Below are 18,191 nucleotides of genomic sequence, written 5' to 3'. Positions count from 1 at the left end.
GCCTCTCCTGTGAATACCGAAAGGAACACGATGGCCCTGCCGCTCAGCGGAGTTCGAGTTCTCGAACTCGGCAACTACATCGCCGCACCCACTGCAGCCCGCATGCTCGCGGACTTCGGTGCCGAGGTCATCAAGGTCGAACGACCGGGAACCGGAGACGAACTGCGCAACTGGCGGTTGTACTCGGGCACCACGTCGATGCTCTATCGCACGATCAACCGCAACAAGAAGTCGATCGTGCTGGACCTGCGCACCGAACAGGGACGCAAGGACGTCGTCGACCTCGCAGCGACATGCGACATCGTGCTCGAGAACTTCCGACCCGGCACGCTGGAGAAATGGGGTATCTCGCCGGAGGTGCTCTCTGCCGCCAATCCCGAGCTGATCATCACCCGAATCTCGGCCTTCGGCCAGACCGGCCCCATGTCGCAGCGACCCGGATTCGCCGCTGTCGCAGAGGCATACGGCGGCTTCCGCAATCTCGTGGGCGATCCGGATCGGCCACCTGTTCGGGTCGGAGTCTCGATCGGGGACTCCATCGCCGGGTTGTATGCGGCGTTCGGATGTGTCATGGCGTTGTTCCAGCGACAGACCCAACGGGCGGCCCAGGCGCCGGACCTGTCGCTGGCGCAGCGATCCATCGATGTGGCGCTCAACGAATCCATACTGTCGATGATGGAATCGCTCATCCCGGACTACCTCGCCTACGGAGTAGAGCGAGAACGGACCGGCGGGCGGATGGAAGGCATCGCCCCCTCGAACGCGTACCCGTGCAACGACGGTCATTCGATCATCATCGCCGGTAACGGCGACGCCATCTTTCAGCGCTACATGGAGACCATCGACCGACCCGATCTCGGGGCCGATCCCGATCTCGCGTCCAACGCCGGCCGATGGCGTCGACGCGACGAACTGGACGCCGCTATCTCAGCGTGGACCGGATTGCGTTCGCGCGAGCAGGCTTTGAAGATTCTCGACGCGGCCGGGGTGCCGTCGGGCCCGATCTACACCGCTGCAGACATCGTCGCCGACGAACAGTACGCCGCCCGCAACATGATTCAGCACTTCCAGGTCGACACCGGCGGTGACGAGCCCGCCGACGTCGGATTCGTCGGTGTCGTCCCGGTGATCGGCGACGCGTCCCTGCCGATTCGCTCGGTCGGACCGGATCTGGGCGAACACACCAGGGAAGTTCTCTCGACCCTGCTCGGCCGTACCGACGAAGAGATGGGCCAGTAGATGTTTCGATTTGCTCCCGCCGCCGAGCTTCGCGACGTCACCATGCGTGACGGTCTGCAGCTCACCGGAAAGATGCTCTCCACCGAACGCAAACTCGAGATCATCAGGGCTCTCCTCGAACTCGGCGTCCCAGCGCTCGAGATCGGGTCGATGGCGCGAGGTGACAAGGTGCCGCCCATGGCCAACACCCTGGAAGTGATCGGCGAGCTCACCGCCGACGAACTCGAGAGCTGCTGGGTCTGGGTGGCAACACCACGTCACGTCGAGAAGGCGGCAGCCGCGGGTGCTCGTCACTTCCAGTACTGCTTCTCCGCCTCGGATTCGCACAATCAGGCCAACATCGGCCGTACCACCGAGGTCTCCCTCGCCGCCATGCCCGACGCCGTCGACATCGCCAGGTCGGTGGGCGGCGAGATCGAGCTGTGCATCGCGACGTCGTTCACCTGTCCCTTCGAGGGCCAGGTGCCACCGGACCGGGTCATCGAGATCGCCAACGACGAACGGGCAACCGGTGCAACGGATATCGTCATCTGTGACACCCTGGGACAGGCCGTGCCGGTACAGGTGTCGTCCCTGATCGAGCGCGTGCGGGGCGAAACCCCCGACCGTCGAGTGGTGTTCCACGGTCACGACACCTGGGGTCTCGGCGTCGCGAATACGCTCGCCGCCATCTCGGCCGGTGCCACGATGGTCGACGGTTCGCTCGGCGGACTCGGCGGTTGCCCCTTCGCCCCGGGCGCCAGCGGCAACACCTCCTCCGAGGACATCCTCTTCGCGACGAGGCCGGACTGGTTCGAGCCGACTACGTTGGAGCGCATGGTGTCCGTGTCGGAAAGTCTGTTGGCCGAGCTGGAGGAGCCCATGCGATCGAAGACGGTCCAGGGCGTGCGATCGAATGCGCGCGCCTTCGAGTGGGTCGCATGAGCCGCATCCTCGTCACCACCGAGATCCCTGCTCCCGGTATGGAGATTCTCCGAGCCGCCGGGGAGGTGGACCTGAGAGCGCTCGATCACGAGCAACTCGTCGACGCCTGCGCCTCCGGTGAATACTCGGTCGTCGTATCCCAGTTGCGTGACCGGTTCGATGCCGATCTGCTCGCGTCGGCGTCGATCGTCGGAATCTCCAACTACGCCGTCGGATTCGACAACATCGACGTCGCCGCCGCCACGCAGCACGGGATCACGGTCGCCAATACTCCCGGGGTCCTGACGAATTCGACCGCCGACATCGCGATGCTGTTGATCCTGTCCACCGCTCGCCGCGCCGTCGAGGCCGATGCGTTCGTCCGCTCCGGCTCGTTCACCGGCTGGGAGCCCGAACTGCTTCTCGGCAGCGATGTCTCGGGCCGGGTGCTGGGTCTGGCCGGGTTCGGACGCATCGCGCGCGCCACCGCTCGGCGGGCGCTCGGTTTCGGCATGACGATCAAGTTCTGTCCCCGCCCACCCGGTGATCGCGACGTCTCCGACGACGAGCTCGGCGAGTTCGCCGGTCGCGTCGAGCATGCATCGTGGGACGAGATCGTCGCCACCAGTGACTTTCTCTCGCTACACGTTCCGCTGTCGGACGCCACCCATCATCTGGTCGACGCAGCCGCGCTGGAGGCGATGAAACCGTCGGCGATCCTGATCAACACCGCACGCGGGCCGGTGGTCGACGAGTCCGCTCTGGTGACCGCGCTGCGCGAGGGAACCATCGCCGCAGCAGGATTGGACGTCTACGAGCGCGAACCGACGCTCGAACCGGGACTCGCAGAACTGTCGAACACCGTGTTGCTCCCGCACGTGGGGAGCGCGACGGTATCGGTACGCTCGGAGATGGCCAGACTGTGCGCAACCAATGCGGCCGCGATGGTCGGTGGCTCACCGCCTCCACATCCGGTGAATCCAGAGGCCTGGGCTCACGACGGGTAGCGGCCGCCCAGTGTTCTCGTGATCTGCTCGGCGTGGGAGATGAGCAGATCGACCCATTCCTCGCACTGCGACTGCGGCATCCGCAGCGTCGGACCGCTGATGGTGACGGCACCGACGATGTCGGCGGCCGAATCGAACACCGGTGCGGACAGCCCCGAGGCGCCGGTCTCGCGTTCACCGGTGGTGATCGCGTAGCCGTCGGACTTGGTCTGCGCCAACAGGGCCCGCAGCGTCTCCGCCTCGGTCACCGTCTGCTCGGTCATCGACTCGAGTTCGCGCGAGAGCACCCGCTCGGCCAGTTCGGCGTCCCAGGCCAGCAGGACGCGGCTGGCAGATCCCGCGCTGAGCGGAATGACCTTGCCGACGTACATGTCTCGGCGTAACGCGTGGCGTGTCTCGGCGATCGCAACACACACCCGGTAGTTCTGCTCGGCTCGGAAGAAGCATGCCGTCTCGGTCGTCAGATCGCGCATGTCCTTGAGGACCGGGTTGACCACCGACAGCACGTCGAGGTCTTTGGTCGCCGTCGCGGCCCAGTAGGCCATTCGCACGCCGATTCGGATACGGTCGCCGCTTCGATCCAGAAAGCCCTGTTGCACCAGGTTGGTGACGAGGCGCTGGACGGTCGAGGTGGGCAGGCCGGTGCTGTGCTGGATCTCGCCGAGAGTCATCGACGGACGATCGAAAGAGAAGGCGTCGAGAATCTCGGTGATCTTGCCCAGCACGAGAAGCGGCTGCTGCTTCGACGCGCTCTCGGTGCTCACCCGATCAATCTACTCGGACGCACGGCCGAGGAGGCGGTCGATCGGCGCTCAGCGGCGGGATTCGAGGAGCCGAAGCCAGATCTCGCTGACCGTCGGGTACGACGGCACCGCATGCCACAGGTCGTCGAGCGACACCTTGCCGACCAGAGCCACAGTGGCCGCGTGTACCAACTCGGCGACTCCAGGACCGACGAAGGTGGCGCCCACTATCGTGTCGGTGCCGCGGTCGATCACCAGTTGCGCGCGGCCGGAGTAATCGTCCTGCTGGAGAGACGAACCCGCGACGGCGATGTCCTGTGCCACTATCTCGACGTCGATGCCTTCTTTTCGGGCCTTGGCCTCGGTGAGTCCGACGGAGGCCACCTCGAGCGGAGTGAACACCACCTGAGGAACCTGGCCGTGATCCGCGGTCGCACGGAAACGCTTGCTGTCCAGCGACTTTCCCTCGGCCCTGGCGGCAATGACGTCACCGGCCACCCGGCCCTGGTACTTGCCCATGTGGGTCAGGGGCGCGCGTCCGTTGATGTCGCCCACCGCATAGAGCCACTCGTGGCCCGAAACGTTCAGGTGATCGTCGACGTCGATGTAGTGCCCCTCCTCGAGACCGAGGGTCGACAACCCGAGGTCCGCACTCGCCGGGGTGCGGCCTGCGGCGACCAGGATCTCATCGGCGACGATCTCGGTGCCGTCGACGACGAGACCGACCGGGCCACCGTGGATTCGGCCGATGCCGGTGTCGGCCGGGTTCTCGCGGGACACGGATTCGAGGGAGGCGTCGAGCATGATCGTGGCACCCCGTTCCTTCAGCGCGCTCGCGACGAGTTCGCCTGCGAACGGCTCGGAACCGGCCAGCAGCGACGATCCGCGCACGATCATCGTCACCTTCGCCCCGAGCGAGAGCAGCCAGGTGGCCGCCTCCGTCGCGACGACGCCACCGCCGATGACGGCGATGTGCCCCGGGGTCTCGTGAATGTTGGTGGCGTCGCGCGAGATCCACGGCCTGGCGCCCCGCAGGCCCGGTGTGTTCGGGACGGATGCCGTGGTTCCGGTGGCGAGAACGACCGCGTGCCGGGCGGTCAGCGTGCGGCCGTCGACCTCGACGGTCTTCTCTCCGGTGAGGCGTCCGTGGCCACGAACGACCGAGATGCCTGCGGACTCGGCCCACGACACCTGTGACGAGTCGTCGAGACCGTGGGTGAAGGATTCACGCCTGGCCAGTACGGCGTCTGCGTCGAGGGGTTGATCGCCGACCAGTTCTTTGACTCCCGGCATGTTCCGGGCGGTGTCGAGCACCTCGCTCGGCCGCAGCAGCGCCTTGCTGGGCATGCACGCCCAGTACGAACATTCACCGCCGACGAGTTCGTGTTCGACGATGGCGGCGGTACGGTCACTGCCCTGTATCGCGTACTGGGCGGCATTTTCACCGACGGGGCCACCGCCGATGACGATGACATCGAATTCCGAGCTCTCTGGGGCCATTGCTCCACAGTGACATAGGCTCGCCGCTTATGGCGACCACTCGGAACAAGATTCTGATCACTGGAGCGAGCTCGGGGCTCGGTGAGGAAATGGCCAGACGGTTCGCAGGCATGGGTCGCGATCTGGCGCTGTGTGCTCGACGGGTGGACCGACTCGACGAACTCCGCGCCGAGTTGATGCACCACAATCCGAACATCACCGTGGCGGTCCGAGCACTCGACGTCACCGATCACGATGCCGTCGGTGAGGTGTTCGGGGAACTGCGAGACGAATTGGGCGGCCTCGATCGAGTGATCGTCAATGCGGGCCTCGGCAAGGGCGCGAAGATCGGTACCGGGCGAGCCGACGCCAACCTGCAGACCGCACGCACCAACTTCGTCGGAGCGCTGTCGCAGGCCGAGGCCGCACTGTCGATCTTCCGGGAGCAGAAGCGCGGGCACCTGGTGTTCGTCTCGTCCATCAGCGCCGATCGAGGTCTGCCCGGTGCCAAGGCGGCCTACTCGGCCAGCAAGGCGGCGGTGGCCTCGCTGGGAGAATCGTTGGCTACCGAGTTGTCTCGAACCGACATCGTCGTCACGACGCTGTTGCCCGGTTTCATCGCCACCGACATGTCGGCGGGCGCAGGCGACAGTGCTGCTCTCACAGCCACTCTGGACCAGGGAGTGTCGGCGATGGTCGACGCGATCGAGAGCGAGACCCGCCGCGCCGCGCTCCCTGGCCTCAAGTGGCGGGGGATCGACGCGGCGTTGCGGTTCCTGCCGAACGCGCTGACGGATCGAATGGTGTAACTCAGGGGTCTTACTGCAAGTACCCCTCGACTCGTCCGACGCTGTTGGCGGTTGCAGTGTCGGGGTCTTTGCCCGCATCGATGCGCGCGCGACGCTGGCGGAGCAGGTCCCAGCACTGATCGAGTGCATGCTCGAGAGATGCCAGTTGGGCCTTCTCGGTGTCCGGGTCGATGTCGCCGGACTGGGCCTCGGTGCGGAGCTTGTGCTCGGTGGCGATGAGCTGCTGGATCTTGGTGTGGATATCGTGCTCGTTCATGGCGACAACGGTAGACCTACCAGGGTTTGGCGGCCAGGTTCCGCGTTGCCAGAGCTCGTTGCACAGCCGCGGTGAGCTCGACCGTCGATCCGGCCAGCGCGTCGTCGGTGCACACGAGTGAGAGCGTGTAGTTGCCGTCCAGCCGAGAGAGGTAGGTCGACATCCTGATCGTCGACAGCGCGCCCGACGGGTTCGGATGGATCGCGCGCGTCGCGAGCCCGCAGGACCGGTGGGAGCCGAGTGTGGTGACGCCGTCCGGAATGTCACCGATGTTGGAGCACAACACTTCTCCGCGGCCGGGGGTCGAGGTGAGTTTCGCGGCGATGCGGTGGGGGAGCAGTTGGACGATCTCCGCGGGATAGCCTGCGGGCGCTCCGACAGGCGTGCCGAAGGCCGCCTTGCACGCTGCCCGGACGGCCGCGGGCGAGTCGTTGCCGCGGACGGCAACGGTGGCCATGCCGATGGCATTGGCGTCGCCGGATCCGGTGCGGAAAGGAATGTCGACGGTCACTGCGGGTGATCCGAGTTCGCTCATCGTGGCTGCGACAACGGAGACGAACAGCGAATTGGCCGATCCGCCGACGCGTCGGGCAGCCGAATCCCACTCCGCAGCATCGATGTCCACGATCACCGACCGCATCCTGCGCGCGTGGTGCGGGGCGATTCCTCCACTGTCGGCGGTGGTGAACGCGCGCAGTTCGGCGCGGGCCTTCTTGCTGACCCACAGCCTCGCCGTCGCTGCGATGGAGCGCAGGAGGACGGTCAGAATCATCGAGATCGCGTCCCTCACATCCGAGCCGGGGTGCAGCACCGGTGTGGGTGCGGATCCGGAGAATGCCTGGGCGGCAGCGTCGATCAGCTCGCGAGCATCGGCGAGTGCGTGCGAACACACCAGCGACACCACGGTGCCGCCGTGTGCGATGGGCGCGGCCGTCAATCGCCAGCCGGGCCCGTACTGCGGGTCGAGCCGAACGCCTGCCTGCGCATCGGCCCAGCCGATGATGTCGTCGACCTCATCGGTGCCGTAGTCGACCGGAAGCGACTCGGACGAGATGTCCCAGCGCAGTCGCGCCCCGGGTATGCGCGGCGTGCCGACCCGACGGCCGAGGTGCCCGACGGCGAGTCGGTCGTGCACCCTGTCGAGTTCTTCGGTGCTCACTGTTTCGGTGGTGCGCCAGATGCCTTGGAGCGCAATGGGAATTCCGTAGCCGCGGTGGGTCCGGAGAAATATCTCGTCGATCACCGACAGGCGCGTGGATTTCACGGGCTCGCGGTGCCGTGTCGTCCCGCACCCGATGCGAATCTGCTCGCGCCGCTCAGCGCGTCGGCGTTGATCGAGATCGCCCCGTGCCGGAACTCGTTCTTCAGGGCGGACTCCTCGTCGAGGCCGTCCTGTTCGAGGAGGGACAGTCGATCCTCACGCATACACGTCTGCGGGAGCAACGCGAGCTCGGCGGCCAGGGCCTCCGCTTCCGACCGAGCCCGGCCCACCGGAACCACTCGGGTGACGAGTCCGATGTTCAGCGCTTCCTCGGCATCGACGGCACGACCGGTGAGGATCATGTCCATCGCTCGGCCGGTGCCGACGATGCGTGGCAATCGCACCGTGCCGCCGTCGATCAGTGGAACTCCCCAGCGCCGGCAGAAGACACCGAACGTCGCGTCGTCCTCGGCGATCCGTAGGTCGCACCACAGGGCGAGTTCGAGACCGCCCGCGACGGCATACCCCGACACAGCTGCGATGACCGGCTTGGACAATCGCATTCGCGTCGGGCCCATCGGACCGTCACCGTGTTCGGTCGCGTGGTTCGAGCGCGGTGTGCCCAGGGCCTTGAGGTCTGCTCCCGAGCAGAATGTGCCGCCCTCGCCCCACAGCACTGCGACCGAGGCGGATTCGTCGGCGTCGAACTCCTCGAACGCCTGGATCAACTCCTGGGCAGTGGGGCCGTCGACGGCATTGCGTGCCTCCGGGCGCGACAGGACGATGGTGGTGACGGGGCCTGATCGTTCGATCCGTACCGGCATGGTTACGAACCTACTCGAGTCCCCTTGCGTGAAGCGCTGAATCAGTGCTTCAATCCTTCAATGCCCTACCGGCGAACACCCGCAGTGCAGGCCAGGCTCGATGCCGGCCGCACGAAACTCCTCGCTGCCGCCGTCGAGGTTCTGTCCACGAAGGGATACGCGGGCTTGTCGGTGGCCTCGGTCGCCGCGGCTGCCGGTGTGTCCGCGGGCAGCGTCTACACGCACTTCGACGGCAAATCCGACCTCGTCGTCGAGATCTTCCGTCAGGTCTGCACCCGAGAAGTGGCTGCGGTGGTCGCCGTCGCCGCACACGGCAGCACGTCCGAGCGAGTCACCGCAGTGGTCCAGACCTTCGCCGGACGTGCCCTGAAGAACCGCACGATGGCCTACGCACTGCTCGCCGAACCGGTCGATCCAGCAGTGGACGCGGAGCGGTTGGTGTTCCGGCGCAAATTCACCGCTGCCTTCGCCGACGCGATCGTGGCAGGAATCGCGGCCGGAGAAATTCCCGATCAGGACGCGGCGATCTCGGCCGCAGGCCTTGTCGGTGCCGTCGGCGAAGTGCTGGTCGGTCCGTTGTCCTCGCACGAGTCGGTGGACGTGGTTCCCGGGCTCGTTGCTTATTCGTTGCGTGCGTTAGGAGTTCGAATTGAGCACACATGAGGTATTCAATCAGGCAGTCGATCTGACGCCCTACGACGTGTCCGACGACGCATCGCTGCTGGAGGGCCTCGACCGGGCCGGGGGCGGTTGGGCGGTCGACGAGGTGCGGCTCCTGGGTGCTCGCGCAGGCGGAGTCGAGGCCCAGGAGTGGGGCAGGCTCGTCAACGAGAACCCACCGGTGCTGAAAACTCACGATCGATACGGCCATCGCATCGACGAGGTCGAATTCCACACGCACTGGCACGATCTGATGACCGTCGCCGTGCAGCACGGACTGCACGCCAGCCCGTGGACCGACGATCGAGTGGGTGCGCACGTGGCCCGCGCCGCGAAGTTCTACGTGTGGGGACAAGCCGAGGCCGGCCATATGTGTCCCATTTCGATGACCTACGCCGTCGTTCCTGCGTTGCGGCACAACCCTTCTCTGGCCGCGCAGTACGAGCCTCTGTTGGCGTCCCGGGAGTACGACTTCGGACTGCGCGTGCCTTCGGGCAAACGCGGATTGATCGCCGGTATGTCGATGACGGAGAAGCAAGGCGGTTCGGACGTTCGGGCGAACACCACCACGGCCACGCCGTCGTCGGACGGAACGTACTCGATCGTCGGCCACAAATGGTTCACGTCGGCACCGATGTCGGACATGTTCCTGACGTTGGCCCAGGCACCCGGCGGACTGTCGTGTTTCCTGTTGCCGCGGGTGCTGCCCGACGGTACCCGCAACCGAATGATGCTGCAGCGCTTGAAGGACAAGCTCGGCAACAAGTCGAATGCATCCGGTGAGCTCGAGTACCACGGGGCCACCGGCTGGCTCGTCGGCGAAGAAGGTCGCGGCGTGCGCACCATCATCGAGATGGTCAACATGACCCGGCTGGACTGCGTCATCGGGTCCGCGGCCGGAATTCGCAACGCCACCGTGCGCGCAGTCCATCATGCGCGACACCGAGCCGCGTTCGGAGCCGCGCTCGTCGATCAGCCGCTGATGCGAAACGTATTGGCAGACTTGACCATCGAATCCGAAGCGGCGACCGCGGCCATGATTCGCCTGGCGCAGGCCACCGACGGCTCGGCCCGCGGCGATGAACAGGAGAGTGCGCTGCGCCGAATCGCGTTGGCCGTCACCAAGTACTGGGTGTGCAAACGAGCACCGGCCCACGCCGCCGAAGCACTCGAATGTCTCGGTGGCAACGGCTATGTCGAGGAATCCGGTATGCCTCGGTTGTTCCGCGAATCGCCGCTGATGTCGATCTGGGAAGGCTCCGGCAACGTCGCCGCACTCGACTCCCTCCGCGCACTGGCCCGTCAACCCGACAGCGTCGAGGCGTTCTTCGGTGAGATCGGCAAGGCGTCGGGTGTGGATTCTCGCCTCGACGACGCCATCGCCCGCGTCGGCAAGGAACTCTCCGACACCTCCGACATGGAATACCGGGCTCGAAGAGTCGTCGAGCTCATGGCGCTGACCTTCCAGGGCGCACAGTTGGTGATGCACGGGAATTCCGCTGTCGCCGATGCTTTCTGCGCCAGTCGACTCGACCGAGACTGGGGCATCGCCTTCGGCACCCTGCCGACGGGAGTGGATACCGGGGCGGTGTTGGCGCGGGTGTGATGGTCGGTGGGTCGGCTCTGGGATTCACGCCCCTCGTGGGAATTCGCACCGCCTGTAGGGTGCGCGTATTCCTACGAGCGCCGTAGCTGTAGGGAGAGGTAGCTCGGCGTACCGTCCACTCGGCGGGCCGAGGAGCAACGCACGACGGTGCGCGGACTGTAGCCGGTCGATGATGACGTGCGGAGTCGACAAGTCCCGCCAGTCGAATCTGAAGACGGCCCTACCCTGCTCGGCGAGCCGGTTGTGGCGGTTCTTCTCTGCGATGATTGCTTGCCGTGGCTGCGGACCGTACTTGTCTTCCCCGTCGAACTCGGCGATCACTTCGGCCAGGTCGGGAAACAGGAAGTCGGTACGGGCGATGCGTCGACCGCCTTCGTCGAAGATCGTCTGATTGCACAGCGGAGTCGACACTGTCTGCAGGATCAGTCGCGATCGACTTTCGCCGACACTGTCGCTGCGTGCACTCATCGCGCCGATGGCATGCCGAGCGCGTCCGGCACCGCTTCGGTGTTGCGCCGCATCGCACGATTTCTCGAGTTGGTCGATCGTGGTGAGGCCGTGGCGCAATGCCCGATCGCCGAGACACACCGCGACCTCGACTGGATGAGTCCTGGCGACGTCGACGACTGTGCGCGCTGGGCGTGTGACACGCATACCGTCGAGATGAAGCCACTCGTCGTCCAGTAGATCGGTGCCGTGAAGGAACCGGCGTCGACTGCGCTTGCCCGAGTGGCTGCGACGGGTGGTCATCGTCACCGTGTCTAGCGGTAAGTTCCACACGTCGAGTCCGAGAACCACCGCTGCGGATACATGACTGAGTACGACGTCGTCGCCGGAATCGGCATAGGTCGCCTGAGCCAGGAGTGCATGCTGCTGCGCAGAGTCCAGTGTTGCGAAGACATCCCCACGTACGAACCAGCCTCTACGGATTGCAACGATGGACTTGTGCGCGCGTGCCCGTCGAAGGTCGTCATCGGTGAAGCCCGACGCGAGCGCATCGGCACGGGTGAAGAGTCCACGTTGGTCGAAGTCCATGCTCGATTGGACGCACGGGTGACCTGTTTGGATCCGCTGAGCGCAATCTACGGCCCGTCCAGGAATCCGCACCGCCTGCAGGGTGCGTAGATTCCTAGCAGGGCCGTAGATCCACCAACCGATCTCAGACCGAACGACCCCGCTGCGCCCGGTACCAGCGCACCAGTGCATCTGTCGATGAATCCGACTGCGCGGCAGGAGCTTCGGAGTCGGTGAGCACCGGAGTCAGCTCCAGGGCCTGGGTCTTGCCGAGTTCGACGCCCCACTGGTCGTAGGAGTCGACTCCCCAGATGACGCCTTCGATGAAGACCTGATGCTCGTACAGGGCGATCAACTGGCCGACGACCGACGGGGTGAGCTTGGGGGCGAGGATCGAGGTGGACGGTCGATTACCCGGCATCACCTTGTGCGGCACCACATCTGCCGGGGTGTCCTCGGCGGCGATCTCCTCGGCGGTCTTGCCGAAGGCGAGCACCTTGGTCTGTGCGAAGAAGTTGCTCATCAGCAGGTCGTGCATCGAGCCGGTGCCGTCGCGGGTGGGAAGATCGTCGGTGGGCTCGGCGAAACCGATGAAGTCCGCAGGCACCAAACGTGTTCCCTGGTGCAGCAATTGGTAGAAGGCATGCTGACCGTTGGTGCCCGGCTCGCCCCAGAAGATCTCGCCGGTCGGCGTGGTGACGGGGGAGCCGTCGGCCTTGACGGACTTGCCGTTCGACTCCATCGTCAGCTGCTGCAGGTAGGCCGCAAAGCGCGAGAGGTCATTCGAATACGGCAGCACTGCACGGGTTTCCGCGCCGAAGAACGAGCTGTACCACAAGCCGATCAGGCCGAGCAGCACCGGTGCGTTCTCGGCCAACGGCGTCAACCGGAAGTGCTCGTCGATCCGATGAAAGCCGTCGAGGAACTCGCCGAACGCTTCCTTGCCCACAACGGCCATGACCGACAATCCGATGGCCGAATCGACGGAGTAGCGTCCGCCCACCCAATCCCAGAAACCGAACATGTTGGCGGTGTCGATACCGAAATCCGCGACGCGCTCGGCGTTGGTGGACACGGCGACGAAATGCTTGGCCACGGCGTCTTCACCGAGCGCGTCGACGAGCCAGCGTCGGGCGGCGGTGGCGTTCGTCAGCGTTTCGAGAGTGGAGAACGTCTTCGACGCGATGATGAACAGCGTCGATGCCGGGTCGAGTCCGTCGAGTGCGCCGACGAGATCGGCGGGGTCGACGTTGGAGACGAACTTCGCGGAGATCCCGGCGTCGGCGTAGTGACGCAGCGCGTTGTAGACCATGACCGGTCCGAGATCGGATCCGCCGATGCCGATGTTGACGACGGTGGAGATTCTCTCGCCCGTTGCACCGACCCACTCGCCCGAACGTACTCGATCGGTGAATTCGCCCATGGCCGTGAGGACTTCGTGTACATCCGCAACCACGTTCTGGCCGTCGACGGTCAACGACGCGTCGGCCGGTAGACGCAGCGCGGTGTGCAGAACCGCGCGGTCCTCGGAGGTGTTGATGTGTTCTCCCGCGAACATGGCGTCGCGCTTGCCTTCGACATCGGCGGTACGGGCGAGTTCGACGAGCAATTCGACGGTCTCACGAGTGATGCGGTGCTTGCTGTAGTCGATGTGCAGATCGGCAGCATCGAGAGTGAACGTGCGCGTTCGGTCGGCGTCCTCGGCGAACAACGTCCGCAGATGAGTATCGGCAATCGCGGAGTGGTGATCGGTCAGCTTCTGCCAGGCATCCGTGCCGGTGATATCGACGCTCATACCAACCAACAGTAATCCCGTGCACAGTCACGCGCGCGTCGTTCTCGTTTGTATCCGGCACTGCGGAGGCATCATGGAGGTATGGACCAACGTGCATTGATCGAATCGATTCCGGCAAAACTGTGGATCGGCGGCAAGGCCGTCGACGCCGAGGGAGGCAAGACGTTCGCGGTGAACGATCCCGCGACCGGGAAGCCGCTGACCGAGGTGGCCGACGCGTCCCCGGCCGACGCGATGAAGGCGCTCGACGCGGCCGCCGCAGCGCAGAAGAGTTGGGCGGCAACACCGCCCCGCGAGCGCAGTGAGATTCTGCGGGCGGCGTTCGAGAAGGTCACCGAACGCGCCGACGACATCGCCCTGCTGATGACCCTGGAGATGGGCAAGGCACTGGCAGAGTCCAAGGCCGAGGTGAAGTACGGTGCCGAGTTCTTCCGGTGGTTCGCGGAGGAAGCCGTACGCATCGGTGGCCGCTACACCCCGGCACCGGCAGGCAACGGACGAATTCTCGTGACCAAGGCTCCGGTGGGTCCGGTCCTGGCCATCACCCCGTGGAACTTTCCGTTGGCGATGGGCACCAGGAAGATCGGGCCCGCTCTGGCCGCCGGCTGCACCATCGTGGTCAAGCCCGCGCGGGAGACCCCGTTGACGATGCTGCTGCTCGCGCAGATCTTCGACGAGGTCGGTCTGCCCGAGGGTGTGCTTTCGGTGCTCACCACATCGAAGTCCGGCGACGTCACCGGGCCACTCCTGGAGGATTCACGCTTGCGAAAGCTGACGTTCACCGGCTCGACCGGCGTCGGCAAGTCGCTCGTCGAGAAGTCGGCCACTCGCTTGCTGCGGACCTCGATGGAGCTCGGCGGCAACGCACCGTTCGTGGTGTTCGACGACGCGAACATCGACGACGCCGTGGAGGGTGCGATGCTGGCCAAGATGCGCAACGGCGGCGAAGCATGCACCGCCGCGAACCGGCTGCACGTGCACAACAGCGTCCGCGAAGAGTTCACCACCAAGCTCGTCGCCAAGATGTCCGAGATGAAGCTCGGACCGGGCGTGGATCCCGATACGAAGCTCGGACCACTGATCAACGCGGATCAGCTCGAGACCGTGCAGGAACTCGTCGACGACGCGGTGGCCCACGGCGCGTCCGTCGCTCTCGGCGGAGAGGCACCGGGCGGCGACGGTTACTTCTACCCGGCGACCGTACTCACCGACGTGCCGTCGTCGGCACGGATTCTGAAGGAAGAGGTGTTCGGGCCGGTCGCACCGATCGTCGGTTTCGACACCGAGCAGGAGGGGATCGACGCCGCGAACGACACCGAATACGGCTTGGCGTCGTACATCTACACCGAGAACCTGGACCGCGCGCTACGGGTGGCCGACGCCATCGACAGCGGAATGGTCGGTGTCAACCGCGGAGTGATCTCGGACGCGGCAGCGCCGTTCGGGGGAGTGAAGGAATCGGGATTCGGCCGCGAAGGCGGATCCGAAGGAATCGAGGAATATCTCGAAACGAAGTACATCGCTCTGAAGTGAGCTACACCGGTTGGGCGTGCGCACCGCGCGCCCAACCGAGGGTGAATCAGTGGCCGAGGCGACCGCGGCCGAGGCGGAGCAGGAGCATGGCCAGCGTGTGGCCTTCCTGTCCGAGGCTGCTGAAACGCTCGAGAACCTTCATCTCACGGCTGTGCACCAGACGCGGTCCGCCGGAGGCCATGCGAGTGCGTCCGATGATCTGCGAGACCTCGGACCGACGTCGCACTGCGGCGAGGATCTCGGCATCGAGGCGATCGATTTCCTGGCGCAGGTCGTTGATCTCGGCTTCGCTGGTGGGCACTGCGGTCTCGGATTCGATCTTCGTCGTCATGGCCATCGTCTCTCCTCGGGTCACATCTTGGATCGCTGCGTCGTCCGTCACCGTTACGCCTTTCGTATTCGGAGCTGCATCGCCTGTTGGTTCGGTGCCCGTCTGGAACCAGGGGCGGTGCGACTATCGACAGGCTCCTGCGCGCACGACCGAACAACGGCGAACCCGATGCAGGCGATGACGTACGGTTTTTTCGATCACCGATCCAGTGTGCCATGGGTCAACCGTCCTGAAAAGTCGTCGGTTCGGCCGACGACCACGGGATGTGGGTTTGTCGGTACACGCCGGTAACCTGACCGGACGATGAACACATTCCTCCAAGGCCTCGAGTCTCGAAAGAACACGTCGTCCGACGCCCTGCTGGAGGGCCTGAACCCCCAGCAGCGCGAGGCCGTCGTGCACACCGGATCGCCGCTGCTCATCGTGGCCGGAGCCGGGTCGGGCAAGACGGCGGTGCTGACGCGTCGCATTGCGTATCTGCTCGCCGAGCGAGGGGTGTCACCCGGCCAGATTCTGGCCATCACGTTCACCAACAAGGCCGCTGCCGAGATGCGCGAGCGAGTCGCCGGCCTGGTCGGACCTCGGGCGAACGCGATGTGGGTCTCGACCTTCCACTCGAGTTGCGTGCGCATTCTGCGCGCGCAGTCGGCCCTGCTCCCAGGTCTGAACTCGAACTTCTCCATCTACGACGCGGACGATTCTCGGCGACTGCTGACGATGATCTCCAAGGATCTGCAGATCGACACCAAGAAGTTCTCGGCGCGGCTGCTCTCGACCGCGATCTCGAACCTGAAGAACGAGTTGATCGGCCCCGACAAGGCCGTGGAGGACGCCGACGGCGACCCCGCCGAGCTGCCGCGACTCGTGGCCAAGGTCTACGGCATCTACCAGCAGAGGTTGCGCGCGGCCAATGCCATGGACTTCGACGACCTGATCGGCGAGACGGTCGGCATCCTGCAGGCGTTCCCACAGGTGGCGCAGTACTACCGACGTCGGTTCCGGCACGTTCTGGTCGACGAGTATCAGGACACCAACCACGCCCAGTACATGCTGGTCCGCGAACTGGTCGGCACCCCCGATGCGGACGGCGCATTGGAGGGCACCGTCGCGCCGGGCGAGCTGTGTGTGGTGGGCGACGCCGACCAGTCGATCTATGCGTTCCGCGGCGCAACGATCCGCAACATCGAGGAGTTCGAGCGCGACTATCCCGATGCGCGCACCATCCTGCTCGAGCAGAACTATCGGTCGACCCAGAACATCCTGTCGGCCGCCAATTCCGTGATCTCGCGCAACACCGGCCGGCGTGAGAAGAAGCTGTGGACCGACACCGGCGAGGGCGAGTTGATCGTCGGCTATGTCGCGGACAACGAGCACGACGAGGCGTCGTTCGTGGCCTCGGAGATCGACCGACTCGTCGACGGTGGAGACGTGCGTTTCGACGAGGTGGCCGTCTTCTATCGAACCAACAACTCCTCGCGTGCGCTCGAAGAGATCTTCATCCGGCTCGGACTGCCGTACAAGGTCGTCGGCGGCGTCCGCTTCTACGAGCGGAAGGAAGTACGAGACCTCGTCGCGTACCTACGCGTGCTGTCCAACGAGGACGACACCGTCAGCATGCGTCGTATTCTCAACACTCCACGCCGCGGCATCGGTGACCGCGCCGAGGCCTGCGTCGCGGTGCACGCCGAACAGCGCGGCATCAGCTTCTCGCAAGCCTTGCACGACGCCTCCGCGGGCAAGGTGGCGTTGCTGAACTCGCGCCAGCAGAAGTTGATCGCGCAGTTCATGGAGTTGCTCGACGAACTCCGTGCCGTGCTCACCGCAACCGACGGGGACGGCAACGACATCGCAGACATCGGCGATGTCGTCGAAGCCGTACTCGACCGCACCGGCTACCGCGCCGAGCTCGAGGCCAGCAGCGACCCGCAGGACGGTGCGCGCCTCGACAACCTCAACGAACTCGTCAGCGTGGCACGCGAATTCACGTCCGAAGCACGCAACCAAGCCGCGGTTGCGGAGGAGGCGCTCGAGACCGGTGACGACGAGGACGACGGCGGCGTCGACGGGTTGGCCGAGCCGGGTTCGCTCGCGGCGTTCCTCGAACGAGTGTCTCTGGTGGCCGACACGGATCAGATTCCCGATTCGGGTACCGGCGTCGTCACGCTGATGACGCTGCACACCGCCAAGGGGCTCGAATTTCCGGTCGTCTTCGTGACGGGTTGGGAGGACGGCCAGTTCCCACACATGCGGGCACTCGGCGATCCCAACGAACTGTCCGAGGAACGACGTCTGGCGTACGTGGGCATCACCCGTGCGCGGCAGCGGCTCTACCTCACGCGCGCGATCATGCGCTCGGCATGGGGGCAACCCATCGCCAACCCGGAATCGCGCTTCCTGCAGGAAGTTCCGCAGCACTTGATCGACTGGCGGCGTGAGGATCCCGGCACCGGTGGCGGCCGAGCGATCGGTGGTGGCAGATCCAACAGTTACGGCTCGGGCGGCGGTTACGGCTCCACCGGTTACGGCTCGAACAGTTACGGCGGATCCTCGAATCGAGGTCAGAGCTCGTCGCCGAGTTTCGGGGCCGCCAAGGGGCGCAACTCCAACCTCGTTCTGGCCGTGGGCGATCGAGTCAGTCACGACAAGTACGGCCTGGGTACGGTGCTGGAATCGACCGGAGCAGGCGTCAAGGCGATGGTGTTGATCGACTTCGGTTCGGCGGGCCGCGTCAAGATGATGCTCATCGGCGGCGTCCCGATGACAAAGCTGTAAGGACTCCGAGAACGCGAAA

Annotated in this window: 16 protein-coding genes; 8 read left to right on the top strand and 8 right to left on the bottom strand. The window is 65.3% G+C overall.

Annotation, left to right across the window (positions count from 1 at the left end; genetic code table 11):
* Nucleotides 1-30 precede the first annotated feature (30 nt).
* From MTX35_RS03915 to MTX35_RS03905, 3 genes are read left to right on the top strand one after another with little or no spacing between them, the layout of a single operon-like run.
* Nucleotides 31-1,239 (top strand): CaiB/BaiF CoA-transferase family protein, encoded by a 1,209-nt coding sequence (locus MTX35_RS03915; RefSeq protein ID WP_243593723.1) that lies wholly within the window; start codon nucleotides 31-33, stop codon nucleotides 1,237-1,239.
* Entirely contained in the window at nucleotides 1,240-2,163 is a 924-nt protein-coding gene (locus MTX35_RS03910) for a hydroxymethylglutaryl-CoA lyase (RefSeq protein WP_243593722.1), read from the top strand.
* Entirely contained in the window at nucleotides 2,160-3,149 is a 990-nt protein-coding gene (locus tag MTX35_RS03905) for a D-glycerate dehydrogenase (RefSeq protein WP_243593721.1), read from the top strand. The genes MTX35_RS03910 and MTX35_RS03905 overlap by 4 nt, the downstream gene beginning before the upstream one ends.
* Here the strand turns inward: MTX35_RS03905 and MTX35_RS03900 are convergent.
* On the bottom strand, nucleotides 3,137-3,913 hold the full coding sequence (locus MTX35_RS03900; protein WP_243593720.1) for an IclR family transcriptional regulator: 777 nt from the start codon (nucleotides 3,911-3,913) through the stop codon (nucleotides 3,137-3,139). The genes MTX35_RS03905 and MTX35_RS03900 overlap by 13 nt on opposite strands.
* 48 nt (nucleotides 3,914-3,961) lie before the next feature.
* Entirely contained in the window at nucleotides 3,962-5,392 is a 1,431-nt protein-coding gene (locus MTX35_RS03895; RefSeq protein WP_243593719.1) for an NAD(P)/FAD-dependent oxidoreductase, read from the bottom strand.
* 29 nt (nucleotides 5,393-5,421) lie between these two features.
* Here MTX35_RS03895 and MTX35_RS03890 point away from each other — a divergent pair, with 29 nt between their 5' ends.
* Nucleotides 5,422-6,180, top strand: a complete 759-nt coding sequence (locus MTX35_RS03890) for an SDR family oxidoreductase (RefSeq protein ID WP_243593718.1) — start codon at nucleotides 5,422-5,424, stop codon at nucleotides 6,178-6,180.
* Nucleotides 6,181-6,190: 10 nt separating this feature from the next.
* On the opposite strand, the gene MTX35_RS03885 is transcribed toward MTX35_RS03890, so the two are convergent.
* The 3 genes from MTX35_RS03885 to MTX35_RS03875 are packed head-to-tail and all read right to left on the bottom strand — an operon-like array spanning nucleotide 6,191 to nucleotide 8,461.
* Nucleotides 6,191-6,436, bottom strand: coding sequence for a DUF2630 family protein (locus tag MTX35_RS03885; protein ID WP_243593717.1), 246 nt, complete (start codon nucleotides 6,434-6,436; stop codon nucleotides 6,191-6,193).
* A 16-nt stretch (nucleotides 6,437-6,452) separates the two neighbouring features.
* Complete coding sequence (locus tag MTX35_RS03880; protein ID WP_243593716.1) at nucleotides 6,453-7,700, bottom strand: hypothetical protein; 1,248 nt, start codon at nucleotides 7,698-7,700, stop codon at nucleotides 6,453-6,455.
* On the bottom strand, nucleotides 7,697-8,461 hold the full coding sequence (locus MTX35_RS03875; RefSeq protein WP_243593715.1) for a crotonase/enoyl-CoA hydratase family protein: 765 nt from the start codon (nucleotides 8,459-8,461) through the stop codon (nucleotides 7,697-7,699). Before MTX35_RS03875 ends, MTX35_RS03880 begins: the two co-directional genes overlap by 4 nt.
* Before the next feature lie 60 nt (nucleotides 8,462-8,521).
* Between MTX35_RS03875 and MTX35_RS03870 the strand changes: the two genes are divergently transcribed.
* Both MTX35_RS03870 and MTX35_RS03865 read left to right on the top strand, forming a co-directional pair.
* The gene (locus MTX35_RS03870) at nucleotides 8,522-9,124 is read left to right on the top strand and encodes a TetR/AcrR family transcriptional regulator (RefSeq protein WP_243593714.1); all 603 of its coding nucleotides are present in this window, start codon (nucleotides 8,522-8,524) and stop codon (nucleotides 9,122-9,124) included.
* Nucleotides 9,111-10,727, top strand: a complete 1,617-nt coding sequence (locus tag MTX35_RS03865; RefSeq protein ID WP_243593713.1) for an acyl-CoA dehydrogenase family protein — start codon at nucleotides 9,111-9,113, stop codon at nucleotides 10,725-10,727. The genes MTX35_RS03870 and MTX35_RS03865 overlap by 14 nt, the downstream gene beginning before the upstream one ends.
* Before the next feature lie 24 nt (nucleotides 10,728-10,751).
* Here the strand turns inward: MTX35_RS03865 and MTX35_RS03860 are convergent, their stop codons facing one another.
* Nucleotides 10,752-11,762 (bottom strand): hypothetical protein, encoded by a 1,011-nt coding sequence (locus MTX35_RS03860; RefSeq protein WP_243593712.1) that lies wholly within the window; start codon nucleotides 11,760-11,762, stop codon nucleotides 10,752-10,754.
* A 124-nt stretch (nucleotides 11,763-11,886) separates the two neighbouring features.
* Nucleotides 11,887-13,536: a glucose-6-phosphate isomerase gene (pgi, locus tag MTX35_RS03855; RefSeq protein ID WP_243593711.1), complete on the bottom strand. Its 1,650-nt coding sequence runs from the start codon at nucleotides 13,534-13,536 to the stop codon at nucleotides 11,887-11,889.
* An 81-nt stretch (nucleotides 13,537-13,617) separates the two neighbouring features.
* On the opposite strand from pgi, the gene MTX35_RS03850 reads away from it, so the two are divergent.
* Entirely contained in the window at nucleotides 13,618-15,069 is a 1,452-nt protein-coding gene (locus MTX35_RS03850) for an NAD-dependent succinate-semialdehyde dehydrogenase (protein WP_243593710.1), read from the top strand.
* Between the two features lie 46 nt (nucleotides 15,070-15,115).
* On the opposite strand, the gene MTX35_RS03845 is transcribed toward MTX35_RS03850, so the two are convergent.
* Nucleotides 15,116-15,406, bottom strand: coding sequence for a chorismate mutase (locus tag MTX35_RS03845; RefSeq protein WP_243593958.1), 291 nt, complete (start codon nucleotides 15,404-15,406; stop codon nucleotides 15,116-15,118).
* Nucleotides 15,407-15,703: 297 nt separating this feature from the next.
* On the opposite strand from MTX35_RS03845, the gene pcrA reads away from it, so the two are divergent.
* Nucleotides 15,704-18,172, top strand: a complete 2,469-nt coding sequence (gene pcrA / locus MTX35_RS03840; protein ID WP_243593709.1) for a DNA helicase PcrA — start codon at nucleotides 15,704-15,706, stop codon at nucleotides 18,170-18,172.
* Nucleotides 18,173-18,191: the final 19 nt, after the last annotated feature.

The organism is Rhodococcus sp. ARC_M12, assembly GCF_022810385.1.
GTDB classification, from domain to species: domain Bacteria; phylum Actinomycetota; class Actinomycetes; order Mycobacteriales; family Mycobacteriaceae; genus Rhodococcoides; species Rhodococcoides navarretei.
This window is presented reverse-complemented; position numbering and strand designations above follow the sequence as displayed.

Coding starts and splice junctions, on each gene's coding strand:
- MTX35_RS03875 (WP_243593715.1), bottom strand. CDS start 8,461: ATGCCGGTACGGATCGAACGATCAGGCCCCGTCACCACCATCGTCCTG.
- pgi (WP_243593711.1), bottom strand. CDS start 13,536: ATGAGCGTCGATATCACCGGCACGGATGCCTGGCAGAAGCTGACCGAT.
- MTX35_RS03910 (WP_243593722.1), top strand. CDS start 1,240: ATGTTTCGATTTGCTCCCGCCGCCGAGCTTCGCGACGTCACCATGCGT.
- MTX35_RS03870 (WP_243593714.1), top strand. CDS start 8,522: ATGCCCTACCGGCGAACACCCGCAGTGCAGGCCAGGCTCGATGCCGGC.
- pcrA (WP_243593709.1), top strand. CDS start 15,704: ATGAACACATTCCTCCAAGGCCTCGAGTCTCGAAAGAACACGTCGTCC.
- MTX35_RS03885 (WP_243593717.1), bottom strand. CDS start 6,436: ATGAACGAGCACGATATCCACACCAAGATCCAGCAGCTCATCGCCACC.
- MTX35_RS03860 (WP_243593712.1), bottom strand. CDS start 11,762: ATGGACTTCGACCAACGTGGACTCTTCACCCGTGCCGATGCGCTCGCG.
- MTX35_RS03890 (WP_243593718.1), top strand. CDS start 5,422: ATGGCGACCACTCGGAACAAGATTCTGATCACTGGAGCGAGCTCGGGG.
- MTX35_RS03895 (WP_243593719.1), bottom strand. CDS start 5,392: ATGGCCCCAGAGAGCTCGGAATTCGATGTCATCGTCATCGGCGGTGGC.
- MTX35_RS03915 (WP_243593723.1), top strand. CDS start 31: ATGGCCCTGCCGCTCAGCGGAGTTCGAGTTCTCGAACTCGGCAACTAC.
- MTX35_RS03850 (WP_243593710.1), top strand. CDS start 13,618: ATGGACCAACGTGCATTGATCGAATCGATTCCGGCAAAACTGTGGATC.
- MTX35_RS03905 (WP_243593721.1), top strand. CDS start 2,160: ATGAGCCGCATCCTCGTCACCACCGAGATCCCTGCTCCCGGTATGGAG.
- MTX35_RS03845 (WP_243593958.1), bottom strand. CDS start 15,406: ATGGCCATGACGACGAAGATCGAATCCGAGACCGCAGTGCCCACCAGC.